This is a genomic window from Erysipelatoclostridium sp. MSK.23.31 (assembly GCF_019125875.1).
Classification (GTDB): domain Bacteria; phylum Bacillota_I; class Bacilli_A; order Erysipelotrichales; family Coprobacillaceae; genus Thomasclavelia; species Thomasclavelia ramosa.
This window is the reverse complement of record NZ_JAHOCB010000067.1, coordinates 1-12,536: the sequence shown is the minus strand read 5'-3', so window position 1 is coordinate 12,536 and position 12,536 is coordinate 1. Positions and strand designations below refer to the sequence as shown.

The following is a 12,536-nucleotide window of genomic DNA, read 5'->3' as shown; positions in this document are numbered from 1 at the left end:
ATATGAAGAATTATTAAAACAAATTTCTAAAATAGCTGAAGTTGTTGGAAAGAAAGTATAATTAATTAGGAGGAAATATAACGATGGAAATGACAGTTTCATTAAAAGAAAATAGCTATCCAATCTATATTGAAAAAGGAATCTTAAACCAAGCTGATAAATATATCAAGGAGATATATCAAGGTAATAAAATCATGATAATTTCGGATGATCAAGTTTATCATTATTATGGTGATTTATTAACAAACGTTCTAAATAAAGAATACATTGTTGAGCATGTAACGGTTCCTCATGGTGAACAGTCTAAACGTTTTGATATTTTACCATCGTTATATAAAGCTTTATTAGATTTTAAATTAACAAGAACAGATTTAATCATCGCTTTAGGCGGCGGTGTTATTGGGGATTTAGCCGGGTTTGTTGCAGCGACCTTTTTACGAGGTGTTAAATTGGTCCAAATCCCAACTTCATTATTAGCACAAGTTGATTCTTCAGTAGGGGGGAAAGTAGCAGTTGATCTACCAGAAGGAAAAAACTTAGTGGGGGCTTTTTATCATCCGAGAATGGTTTTGATTGATCCAAATACTTTAAAAACATTACCAGAGCGTTTTATTAATGACGGGATGGGAGAAGTAATCAAATATGGCTGTATTAAAGATAAAAGTTTGTTTGATAAACTAAATAGTTATGATAACTTTGAACAGTTATACATGGATATCGATGAAATAATTTATCGTTGCATTGGTATTAAGCGTGATGTAGTCGAAAGAGATCAGTTTGACTTCGGGGATCGTTTATTACTGAACTTTGGGCATACACTTGCACATGCAATTGAACAATATTATCATTATGAGAAATATTCACATGGTGAAGCAGTTGCAATAGGAATGGTACAATTAACTAAAATTGCCGAAGAAAATGATTTATCACCAGTGGGGACTAGTGATATAATAAAAGAAATTTGTATTAAATATAATTTACCAGTTTATAGCGGATTAAAAACAACCGACTTACTGGAGGCAATAAGTCTTGACAAGAAAAATATTAATAAAAAATTATCGTTAGTATTGTTAAAGGAAATAGGGGATAGCTATGTCTATCAAAGTAATCTTTCATTAATTCAAGCAAAGGATAGGGTATAGAATGACAGCAGTAAAAATTACACCGACTAAATTAAGTGGTGTGGTCCAAGTACCACCGTCAAAATCATTAGCTCACCGAGCTATTATATGTGCTAGTTTAGCTAAAGGAATCAGTCGTATCGATAATATTGAATATTCTAAAGATATTCAAGCAACAATTAAAGCAATGCAATCATTGGGAACCAAAATAGAGAAATATGATGACTATTTAATCATTGATGGCACAACTACTTATACAAAGCAAAATAGTGAGATTGATTGTGAAGAATCTGGATCGACGCTAAGGTTTATGGTTCCAATTGCAATTGTTGAGGAAAATAAAGCTCATTTTGTTGGACGCGGTAATTTGGGGAAACGACCGCTAAATACTTTTTATGAAATATTTGAGCGTCAAAATATTGGTTATCTTTATAAAGAGGATATCCTTGATCTATATGTAATTGGTAAGTTAAAACCCGATCATTATAAGGTTCCTGGGAATATTTCTTCACAGTTTATCACTGGACTGCTATTTGCATTACCTCTATTAGATGGTGATTCGATTATTGAGATCACTTCACCGTTGGAATCAAAAGGATATATTGATCTAACTTTGCAGATGTTAAATCAATATGGAATTAAAATTGTCAATAATGATTATAAAAGTTTTATTGTAATGGGGAAACAAGAATACCAGGCTCATGACTATCGAGTTGAGGCAGATTTTTCTCAGGCGGCTTTTTATCTAGTTGCTGGAGCGATTGGGAATGATGTTGTATTAACAGATTTGAATCTTGATTCGTTACAGGGAGATAAAGCAACTTTAGAATTTCTTGAAGCCATGGGGGCTAAAATTTCTGTAGTTAGTGATGGTATCAAGGTTACGGGTGAAAACTTAGCAGCAACAATTGTTGACGCTAGTCAATGCCCTGATGTTATACCTGTGGTTTCAGTAGCTTTAGCTTTAGCTCAAGGTAAAAGTGATGTTATTAATGCTAAAAGATTGAGAATTAAAGAATGTGATCGAATCATAGCAACTCGTTCACAGCTTAATGAATTAGGTGGAACCGTCACAGAGTTACCTGATGGAATGACGATTCGCGGTGTTAATGAGTTTACTGGCGGTAATTGTTCTAGTTTTGCGGACCATCGAATTGCAATGATGTTAGCAATTGCTGCTACTCGCAGCAGTCAGCCTGTTGTTATTGATAATATGGAATGTGTAGAAAAATCTTATCCAAATTTTTGGGAAGATTACCAGTCATTAGGAGGAATTATTGATGTCATCGACGTGGAAAAATAATATTGAGATAACAATTTTTGGAGAATCTCATGGAAAAGCAATTGGGATTGTTTTAGGAAATCTACCAAGCGGAATCAAGATTGATTTAGAGGAAGTAGCCAAAGAAATGAAACGTCGTGCTCCTGGACAGGATAAAATGTCAACTGCTCGAAAAGAAGCTGACAAGGTAGAAATAATGAGTGGGTTACAGGATGATGTAACGACTGGTGCACCATTATGTGGAATAATTTATAATAGTGATCAGCATTCTAAAGATTATTCATTATTAAAAGAAAAAATGCGTCCTGGTCATAGTGATTATCCAGCTTTTATTAAATATAGAGGATTTAATGATGTACGTGGCGGTGGCCATTTTTCAGGAAGAATCACTGCTCCGGTTGTTTTTGCTGGGGCTATAGCAAAACAAATTTTGGCAAAACAGGGGATTCAAATTGGAGCACATATTCTAAGTATTAAAAACGAGTATGATGAAAATTTTGATATGCGTTTATCAACTAAGACACTTGAATATTTACGCAGACAACATTATCCTGTCATTAATCAAGAAAAATATGAAAAGTTTGTTAATATTGTTGATGCTGCACGAATGGATCAAGACTCAGTAGGTGGCAAGGTTGAATGTGCGATTATTGGTTTAAAACCTGGTCTTGGTGAACCGTTTTTTGATTCAATTGAGAGTCATTTATCAAGTTTGTTATTTTCAATTCCAGCAGTTAAATCAGTAGCTTTTGGAAATGATAAGATTAGTGAATTATTTGGTAGTGAAGCTAATGACTGTTACTATTATCAAGATGCTCTAGTAAAAACTACTAGTAATAACAATGGTGGGATTACTGGTGGAATTTCTAATGGAATGCCAGTCGTTTTTACAGTTGGAATCAAACCGACACCTTCTATTTCTAAAGAACAAAAAACGATTGATGTAAAAAAACATGAAAATACAACATTAGGAGTTCATGGACGTCATGATCCTTGCATTGTTTTTAGAGCAACTGTAGTTGTCGAAGCTATGGCAGCATTAGCAATGTTGGATTTGGTGAGGTAATTTATGAAAGATTTAGAACAATGTCGTCGTGAAATCGATGAAATCGACCAACAATTGATTAAATTATTTGAGCAGCGAATGAATGTTAGTAAAGATGTTGTCACTTACAAATTAGCTCATGGATTAGAAATTTTTCAACCAGAACGTGAAAAAGCAGTAATTGAAAAAAATGCTGCACGGATGATGAATCCAGAGCTTGCTGATTATGCACGTAATTTTATGCAAGATGTTATGGATGTCGGGAAGAGCTATCAAGCTACTTTTATTCCTCTAAATAATCTTTATAATTTAGCTGCACCAAAACGAGAAAATATTAAAGTTGGATATGCAGGGGTGCCTGGTGCTTTTGCTCATCAGGCGATGTTAGAATACTTTGGAAATGTAGAAAATACTAACTATGTTAATTTTCGTGATGTTTTTGAGGCTTTAAAAAATGCGGAAATTGATTATGGGATTGTTCCTCTAGAAAATTCTTCAACTGGAGCAATTAATGATAATTATGATTTAGTTCGGGATTACGATTTCTATATTGTTGGTGAGCACAGTGTCTGTATTTCACAACATTTATTAGGGATTAAGGGGGCTAAAATTGAAAATATCAAAACAGTCTATAGTCATCCCCAAGGAATTCAGCAGTCAGCTGATTTTTTAAGAAATAATCCTCAAATGTTGTCTCAAGACTTTTCGAATACAGCTGCAGCAGCAAAGTATGTAAGTGAATGTAATGATTTATCTAAAGGAGCGATTGCTTCAAAAGTGGCTGCAAAACTGTATGATTTAGAAGTATTACAGGAAAACATTCATAATGAAAAAACTAATAATACTAGATTTATTATTTTTGCTAAACATCTTGAAGATCATCCTCAAACTGATCGGGTGAGTATTGTATTTACATTACAGCATAAAGTTGGGGCTTTATATGGGGTGTTAAAAGCAATTAAAGATCACCAAATAAATTTATCAAGAATTGAGTCGCGTCCTATAAAGGATAAACGTTGGCAATATTATTTTTATATTGATTTTGAAGGTAGTCTTCATGATGATAATGTCAAATTGGCATTAGAACAAATGAAAACAAATTGTCTTACCTTAAGAGTCTTAGGCAATTACCATCATGCATAGGGAGAAAAGATGAAAAATATTGTATTAATTGGCATTATGGGATGTGGTAAAACTACTTTATCTAGAATGCTTGGTGAAAAATTAAACAGACCAGTTATTGACATTGACGAATATATTGTTGAAAAATATCATCAAACAATTCCAGAGATGTTTGAAGTTAGTGAAACATATTTTAGGAATAATGAAACTGCTGGATGTAAAGATGTTTCCGACTTAAATGGGCATATTATTTCAACTGGTGGAGGGGTTGTTTTAAGACCTGAAAATATTAAATATTTAAAGCAAAATGGAATAATCATTTATATTGATCGACCTATTGATAATATTTTAACGGATGTTCAAGTTACAAGTCGTCCTTTGTTAAAAGAGGGCCCACAGAAACTATATGAATTAGATAAACAACGGCATCAGCTTTATCTTGAAGCTTGTGATCATCGTATTGTTAATGATGATACTTTAGAAAATATTACTGATAAAATTATTGAGTTAATAACTAAAAATAAGTTTGAGGATTAATCCCCAAACTTATTTTTTTCTTTATTTAGTTTTTTATTTGTATACATTTTAGCATCTGCGCGTTTGAATGTATCCTTTAAATCATGATCAATTTTAGGATCATAAACAGCAAAACCAATAGAGATTGATAATTTTTCATCAGTTTGTTTTGAAAGCTCTGTTTGAATTGCTGTTACAACAGCTTTGATTTGCTGTTTGGCATCATGATGAATAAGAATGATAAATTCATCCCCGCCAAAACGATAAACTGTATTTTTTTGGACATGTTTTTCAAGAATTTTAGCAACTTTTTTAATATATTCATCACCAGTACGATGTCCATATGTATCATTGATTTTTTTTAGATCATTAAGATCGGTAATAATTATTCCGGTATTGTGCTTATGTGTTGATAAGTTTTCAAAATCTATTTCAAAAGCATTCCGATTATGTAAATTTGTTAAGTAATCAGTATTAGCCATATCTTTAAAACGAGGATTTGAAATTCTTCTAAATGATAGAACGGCAATGATAGTAGCGATAAGACTAGCCATAATGGCAATCAACGGTGTAATAATTCGAATTTGTTTAAAGGCTTCAAATTGATGACTAGCATCAAATTCAATTCCTAGCACGCCAACTACTTTTCCTTCGTCGTGTATAGGGTAATATGAAACAAAAATGGGACCCCAGGTAGTTTCCTTAATCTGATCTGGCAAAATAATTTTATTTTTTAATGCTGCTTTAAGCTCAGGAATTATTTCTTTTTCAATTTTATCTCCAGGATAACGAAAATCTGGACTTGCAGTTGGCAGTCCATCGACAAGATAGATATATTCGCCTTCATCTGTCATTTTTGCAGTATAGAGATACAAAACATTTGTTGCATTTTTTACATCTTCTAATTTTTGTTTTATTTGTTTATAAGTATCATTTTTCATATCAAGAGAAAAATTATGATTAAAAGTATCTTTGTCTAAATAATTTTCTACATAATGATATATCGTGTTTGAACGTTCTTTTAGACTATAGATCATATCATCGTGAGTGATTTTATAATTAAAAATATAGACACAAAAAAAGGATGCACAAACAATTATGATTGTAATGATCGATACTTGATAATCTACCCGATCGAGCCGTTTAAATTTCATTGGTTTCAACCCCTTTCTTTGATTCTACCATAAATTGACTAAATTGTGTTTAGATATGCTGATTATAAAACCAAATATTGTCAGTCAAAGTAATAATATTCATCCTCATCAAAATGGTATTTATGATATAATGTGTTAAGGTGATAGAGATGCAGTTAGAAAAACAAATATATATTGATAAAGATTTACCAGCTGGCTGGAAACCATATTATATTTTTTTAATGAAAGTAAACAATGAAATTGTGGGGCGAATGACTTTACGAGAAGGTAGTTGTGAAGAACGATACTATGATGGACATATTGGTTATACTGTTGAGCCCGAATTTCGTGGGCATTATTATGCGTATCAAGGAGTCCAGTTAATAAAACCAATAGCCTTAAAACTAGGGTTTAAGGAACTGATAATTACTTGTTCACCAAATAATTTAGCTTCTAAAAAAACGATTTTAAAATTACAAGCACAATATTTAGAAACAGTAGAAATACCTAAAAAATATCGGAAAGATTTTGAAGCCGGTGAAACAATTAAAGAGGTTTATTTAATTAAATTATAAGGAGGAAAATAATGAGATTTGTTCATATTAGTGATATTCATTTAGGAAAGTTGTTATATCAACAAAATTTATTAGAAATTCAAGCTGATTTACTGAATCAAGTTTGTGATTATTTAGTCGATAACGAAATAGACGTTTTAGTCATGGCTGGAGATATTTATGATCGGAGTGTTCCTAGTAATGAAGCTATTGATGTTTTAAATGATTTTTTAACAAAAGTTATTTTAAAGTATCACAAAAAAGTTTTGATGATAGCGGGAAACCATGATAGTGCGAGTCGATTAAGTTTTGTTAGCGGATTGCTAAGACAAGAAGGATTGTATATTGAAGCATATCCGGCTAAACAAATGAAGCCGATAGAAATTGAAGGGGTTAATTTTTATTTAATGCCTTTTTTTAAACCATCTTATATTCGCTATTTGTATGAAGATGAACAAATTGTTACATATCAGGATGCTTTTCGATGTTATCTTGAACATCAAAAAATAGATTTTACTAAACCGAATGTTTTAATTACCCATCAATTTATTGCTGGAAATAGTGAAGTTATGCGAAGTGAAAGTGAAACAGTATTAAGTGTAGGTGGAACGGAAATTATTGATGTTTCATTAGTTAAACAATTTGATTATGTAGCTTTGGGGCATATCCATGCACCTCAAAAAATATCAACTGAAACTATTCGCTATAGTGGCAGTTTAATGCGTTATTCTTTTGACGAAGTTAATCAAACTAAAAGTATAGTTGAGGTAACGATTGATAATAAAAAAGTATCCTATCAGCTTGTATCATTACAGCCTAAACAAGACTTAATTAAAATCACTGGGAGTTTTGATGAAATCATGGCAGATTCGTTTGCCATTAATAATAATGATTTTATTGCAGTTGAATTAACAGATTCAATGTTAGTGCCTAATGCGATTGATTATTTAAGAACAAAATTTTCAAATGTATTGCAGATTACTTATCCAAAACTAATAAGTAATGAAACGAGTAATAATACTAAAGCTGATCCTGGATTTGAAAAACTTGATTCAGTTGCTTTATTTGAACAATTTTATCAAAAAATAAAAGGTACAGAACTAAGTGCTGAAGCCAAACAGATTGTTACAGAAATCATGATGGGAGGGAAAGAAAATGTTGCCTAATCGTCTTACTATGTCAGCATTTGGGCCGTATCATCAAGTAGTGACAATTGATTTTGAGCCATTTATTCAAGATGGTTTATTTTTGATTACTGGTCCTACTGGAGCTGGAAAAACAATGATTTTTGATGCTATTATGTTTGCTTTGTATGGAGTATCAAGTGGGAGTGAACGTAGTAGTGAACAATTTCGAAGTGACCAAGCTAATCATGATACTCCTACTTTTGTTGAACTTGATTTTATTTTACATAATCAGCATTATTTAATTAAGCGGTCACCACGATATTTATTAGAAGGTAAAAAAACACCTAAGTTACCCACTGCATTATTAACATTGCCGGGTGGTAAAATGATAGAAGGAATCAAAGAAGTTAATTATAAAATTAAAGAAATCCTGGGAATCGATGATAAGCAATTTAAACAAATTGCTATGATTGCCCAAGGTGAATTTACAAAACTTATTTATGCAGGGAGTGAAGAGCGAGAAAAAGTATTACGCAATTTATTTAAGACAGATAATTTTAGATGCTTAGAAGAACAGCTGAAATTGCGAGTTAAAGAATATAAGAGTAAATATGATTTACTTTTTAAACAAAGAGAGATGTTGTTAAAGAGTCTTGATGTAGAAGATGAGAAAATTGATTTAGATGAATATTTGGATTCACTAGAAAAAAAGATAAAGATTAAAGCGATGGAGTACCAGCAAAATGCACAATATTATGAGCAAAAGGCAAAAGAGCTAAATGTCATTGAGATAAATAATCGTCGCTTAGAATATCTAGATGATTTAAAAATCCAGCTATCGAATTATTTAAGCAAAGAGGATTATTATCGAGAATTAGAGAAGATGATCAAAGATTTAAAAAGAGCCAATCAACTTCAAAATATCTATTCACTAATGATTAGTAGTAAAACTAAATTAGCTAAGCTAAGAGAAAAAGAAAAAGTCTTAAATGAACGCTTATCATTTGCAAAAAATGATTTAAAAAAGCAGGAGAAACAGTATGCTTTAGTCTCTAAATATCACGATGAAGTTGCTCAGGGACAAATTGAATTAGAAAAAATGGTAGAACTAAAACAAAATGTTTTAGTATATCAAAAAGATTTAAATCAGGGAAATAACTTAAGGAAACAGATTAAAGTAATTGAGAGTAAAAATATCGGTTTAAATGATAGATTACAAAAAAGTGCTAAAATTATCGAACGAGATAGTAATAGTATTGCTCATTTAGATAAACTTAAGGGTGATTATGAGTTGATAAATCAAAATTATCAAAAAATTCATGCTCATAAACTTGAGATTCATAACTTAAGCTCTGATTATGATAAATTTTTAAGAGAAGAGGAACATTGTTATGAGCTTCGTGAACAGTATCAAAAAATTGAAGAAAAATATTTGAATGAAAAAAATAAATATGATCAAATGGAACATCATTTTAGATCAAGCCAGGCTGGTATTTTAGCAAGCAGTTTAAAGGAAAATGAGCCGTGTCCTGTTTGTGGTTCTTTAAACCATCCACAATTGGCAGATTTTGATCAAAAAATAGTTTATCAAGAAGATTTAAAAAAAGCAAAAAAGAATTTTGATAAGTGTAGCGAAACACGAAATGATATTTATAATGCTTTAATATTAAAACAGCAAGAAGTTACTTTATTAAAGAAACAAATGGAAAATGATTGTCAGCGCTTAGGAATTGAAGAAGAATTGGGGAAAGAAGTTTTTATTAAAGTATTAGGAAAGATCAATATCGATGAAAATAAATTATTAAAACAGGCTAAAGAATTGGATAATGAAATTATTTATTTAAATAACTTAAAAATAAGTTTAGCTAATCATCAGAAGGATCTAGATTTATTAGAACAGAATATTCAAAAAAATAATGCACAAGTACAAGCTTATAAAGATCAATTAAATCAAGTCATTGGACGAATGGAACAAAATAAACAATTAAAAGATTTAACGCATCATCAGGTTGATCAGCAAATTGAAGAAAAGCAAAAAGAATTGTTAGGTTTGACTAAAATAATTAAAGATATTGAAGAAAAATACCGTTCTATAAATGAACAGATTATTCAATTGGAAGCTCAAAATAGGTCGTATTGCCAGCAAATCAAAGATGAGGAAAATAATTATCAGCAAGTACTAAGAGAATATCGTGGGAAACTGAATAGTTTATTTACAGATGAAAAGGAATTTTTAGAGATTATTAAAAACGTCAGTCAGCTTGAAAATAAAGAAAAGGAGTATCAGGCTTATTTAATTGCCAAGGATTCTTTGAATAAACAAATTCATGAATTGCAACTTGAATTAAAGGGAATTGAAGTTATAGATGTTGAAGTCGTAAAAGAAAAACTAATTATTTTAAAACAAAAATTAGATTCTGCTTTAAATATTTTAAATAATTTAAATGCCCAATTAATGACAGTAACCAGTACAATCAAGAATATTAAAAATATTGATCAGGAATTAAGTAATAGCCATGATATTTATCAATGTTATTTAGATTTAAGTGAGGTTACATCTGGAAAAAACAGCTATCGAATTTCATTTGAACGTTATGTTTTAGCGGCATATTTTGAAAATATTCTAGTTTATGCTAATACCCTGCTAAAACGTATGTCGCAAGGACGCTATCAGCTTTATCGTCGTGATAACCGCTCTAAAGGGGCAGGAAAGCAAGGACTGGAATTAGATGTTCTTGATTTAGAAAGTGGACTTTTACGTGATGTTAAAACATTGTCGGGTGGAGAGTCTTTTAAAGCGGCATTATCTTTAGCTTTAGGGCTTTCTAAAATGATTCAAGGTTATGCTGGAGGGATAGAATTAAATACTTTATTTATTGATGAGGGCTTTGGTTCTTTGGATAGTCAATCATTAGATCAAGCAATTGACTGTTTGATTGATATTCAACAAGATGGTAAATTAATTGGAATCATTTCGCATGTTAGTGAATTGAAAGAGCGAATTGATCATAAAATTATTCTTTCACGGAAGAACAAAGAAACAAAGATTGCTATTGAATAATCACTTTATTAATAGTAAAATAGGGAAAGATTATAATGAAATGAGGAGAAATAATGGCAAATAATAAGAAAAATGATGCAATAACGGCGATGGAAGACGATTTTGCTCAGTGGTATACTGATGTCTGTCGTAAAGCAGAATTAATGGATTACAGCAGCGTAAAAGGATTTATTATCTATCGACCATATAGTTATGCGATGTGGGAAGCAATCCAACAATACATGGATAAACGTTTTAAAGAAACAGGACATGAGAATGTTTATATGCCGATGCTTATTCCACAATCATTATTACAAAAAGAATCTGATCACGTTGAAGGATTTGCACCAGAATGCGCAATAGTAACGAAAGGTGGGTTAGATGATCTAGAAGAAAATTTGATCATTCGTCCTACTTCAGAAACACTTTTTTGTGAGCATTATGCTAAAATAGTTAATTCATATCGTGATTTACCAAAATTATATAATCAATGGTGTTCGGTAGTACGTTGGGAAAAAACGACAAGACCATTTTTAAGAGGATCTGAATTTTTATGGCAAGAAGGTCATACTGTTCATGCGAGTGAAACAGAAGCTCGGGCTGAAACATTGCAAATGTTAGAAATCTATGAAGATACTGCTAAAAACTTATTAGCAATCCCAATGCTAACGGGACGGAAAACTGAACGTGAAAAATTTGCAGGAGCTGAAGAAACTTATACGATTGAAGCACTAATGCATGATGGTAAAGCTTTACAGTCAGGCACTAGTCATTATTTTGGACAAGGTTTTGCTAAAGCGTTTGATATGAAATTTTTATCAAAAGAAAATAAATTAGAATATGTTTATCAAACATCTTGGGGAGTTTCAACAAGATTGTTAGGAGCAATTATCATGGTTCATGGTGATAATAATGGTTTAGTTTTACCGCCACGGGTGGCACCGACTCAAGTAATGATTATTCCAATTCAACAACAAAAAGCAGGGGTTTTAGATAAAGCTTATGAAATTGAAAAACAGCTAAAAGAAGCTGGAATAAGAGTTAAAGTTGATGCAAGTGATAAATCACCAGGATGGAAGTTCTCGGAAGCAGAGATGCGTGGCGTACCATTAAGATTAGAAATTGGTCCTAAGGATATAGAAAATAATGCTTGTGTAATTGCAAAACGTAATGATGGAACTAAAGAGAAGTATGCATTAGATCAAGAACTAATTAATACAATTGAAACCCTTTTAGACACAATTCATGATGAAATGTATCAAAAAGCATTAAATCATCGCAATTCAAATATTCGTCAAGTTAACACATATGATGAATTTAAAACTACATTGGAAACTAAAGGCGGTTATATCAAAATGATGTGGTGCGGTGATGAGGCTTGTGAAGTTAAAATCAAAGAAGAAACTGGAGCAACCAGCCGATGTATTAAAGAAGAGGAAGAAGCATTTGGTGATGTTTGTCCTATTTGTGGTAAACCAGCTAAAAAGGTTGTGTATTTTGCAAAAGCATATTAAGATACGAAATTTTCGTATCTTTTTTGTTTACCTGTTCAAATTGAAAATTTGAACATATAGACTTAAGTCAGTTGAGCATACG

General features: G+C 31.5%; 10 protein-coding genes. 9 read left to right on the top strand and 1 reads right to left on the bottom strand.

What is annotated here, in order from left to right:
- Window positions 1-83 precede the first annotated feature (83 nt).
- Genes aroB through KSU54_RS17500 form a run of 5 tightly spaced genes read left to right on the top strand, consistent with a single transcriptional unit; the run spans window position 84 to window position 5,107 of the window.
- On the top strand, window positions 84-1,142 hold the full coding sequence (aroB, locus tag KSU54_RS17520) for a 3-dehydroquinate synthase (protein WP_009009376.1): 1,059 nt from the start codon (window positions 84-86) through the stop codon (window positions 1,140-1,142).
- A 1-nt stretch (window position 1,143) separates the two neighbouring features.
- Entirely contained in the window at window positions 1,144-2,424 is a 1,281-nt protein-coding gene (aroA, locus tag KSU54_RS17515) for a 3-phosphoshikimate 1-carboxyvinyltransferase (protein ID WP_003537963.1), read from the top strand.
- A complete protein-coding gene (gene aroC, locus KSU54_RS17510; RefSeq protein ID WP_003537964.1) occupies window positions 2,402-3,469 on the top strand; it encodes a chorismate synthase in 1,068 nt (355 codons plus the stop codon). The genes aroA and aroC overlap by 23 nt, the downstream gene beginning before the upstream one ends.
- A gap of 3 nt (window positions 3,470-3,472) precedes the next feature.
- Window positions 3,473-4,591, top strand: a complete 1,119-nt coding sequence (pheA, locus tag KSU54_RS17505) for a prephenate dehydratase (protein ID WP_003537965.1) — start codon at window positions 3,473-3,475, stop codon at window positions 4,589-4,591.
- Between the two features lie 9 nt (window positions 4,592-4,600).
- A complete protein-coding gene (locus KSU54_RS17500) occupies window positions 4,601-5,107 on the top strand; it encodes a shikimate kinase (RefSeq protein WP_003537966.1) in 507 nt (168 codons plus the stop codon).
- Here the strand turns inward: KSU54_RS17500 and KSU54_RS17495 are convergent.
- Window positions 5,104-6,240 (bottom strand): GGDEF domain-containing protein, encoded by a 1,137-nt coding sequence (locus KSU54_RS17495; protein WP_217746710.1) that lies wholly within the window; start codon window positions 6,238-6,240, stop codon window positions 5,104-5,106. The two genes, KSU54_RS17500 and KSU54_RS17495, sit on opposite strands and share 4 nt — an antisense overlap.
- A 149-nt stretch (window positions 6,241-6,389) precedes the next feature.
- On the opposite strand from KSU54_RS17495, the gene KSU54_RS17490 reads away from it, so the two are divergent.
- The 4 genes from KSU54_RS17490 to proS are packed head-to-tail and all read left to right on the top strand — an operon-like array spanning window position 6,390 to window position 12,454.
- On the top strand, window positions 6,390-6,794 hold the full coding sequence (locus KSU54_RS17490; protein ID WP_008793008.1) for a GNAT family N-acetyltransferase: 405 nt from the start codon (window positions 6,390-6,392) through the stop codon (window positions 6,792-6,794).
- Window positions 6,795-6,805: 11 nt separating this feature from the next.
- Entirely contained in the window at window positions 6,806-7,939 is a 1,134-nt protein-coding gene (locus KSU54_RS17485) for an exonuclease SbcCD subunit D (RefSeq protein ID WP_003537969.1), read from the top strand.
- Window positions 7,929-10,961: an AAA family ATPase gene (locus tag KSU54_RS17480; RefSeq protein WP_003537971.1), complete on the top strand. Its 3,033-nt coding sequence runs from the start codon at window positions 7,929-7,931 to the stop codon at window positions 10,959-10,961. Before KSU54_RS17485 ends, KSU54_RS17480 begins: the two co-directional genes overlap by 11 nt.
- A gap of 53 nt (window positions 10,962-11,014) precedes the next feature.
- Complete coding sequence (gene proS / locus KSU54_RS17475; protein ID WP_003537972.1) at window positions 11,015-12,454, top strand: proline--tRNA ligase; 1,440 nt, start codon at window positions 11,015-11,017, stop codon at window positions 12,452-12,454.
- The last annotated feature ends 82 nt before the right edge of the window (window positions 12,455-12,536 follow it).

What these genes read in the sequence shown, in the direction of transcription:
- aroB (WP_009009376.1), top strand. Translation starts at nt 84, where the DNA reads ATGGAAATGACAGTTTCATTAAAAGAAAATAGCTATCCAATCTATATT.
- aroA (WP_003537963.1), top strand. Translation starts at nt 1,144, where the DNA reads ATGACAGCAGTAAAAATTACACCGACTAAATTAAGTGGTGTGGTCCAA.
- aroC (WP_003537964.1), top strand. Translation starts at nt 2,402, where the DNA reads ATGTCATCGACGTGGAAAAATAATATTGAGATAACAATTTTTGGAGAA.
- pheA (WP_003537965.1), top strand. Translation starts at nt 3,473, where the DNA reads ATGAAAGATTTAGAACAATGTCGTCGTGAAATCGATGAAATCGACCAA.
- KSU54_RS17500 (WP_003537966.1), top strand. Translation starts at nt 4,601, where the DNA reads ATGAAAAATATTGTATTAATTGGCATTATGGGATGTGGTAAAACTACT.
- KSU54_RS17495 (WP_217746710.1), bottom strand. Translation starts at nt 6,240, where the DNA reads ATGAAATTTAAACGGCTCGATCGGGTAGATTATCAAGTATCGATCATT.
- KSU54_RS17490 (WP_008793008.1), top strand. Translation starts at nt 6,390, where the DNA reads ATGCAGTTAGAAAAACAAATATATATTGATAAAGATTTACCAGCTGGC.
- KSU54_RS17485 (WP_003537969.1), top strand. Translation starts at nt 6,806, where the DNA reads ATGAGATTTGTTCATATTAGTGATATTCATTTAGGAAAGTTGTTATAT.
- KSU54_RS17480 (WP_003537971.1), top strand. Translation starts at nt 7,929, where the DNA reads ATGTTGCCTAATCGTCTTACTATGTCAGCATTTGGGCCGTATCATCAA.
- proS (WP_003537972.1), top strand. Translation starts at nt 11,015, where the DNA reads ATGGCAAATAATAAGAAAAATGATGCAATAACGGCGATGGAAGACGAT.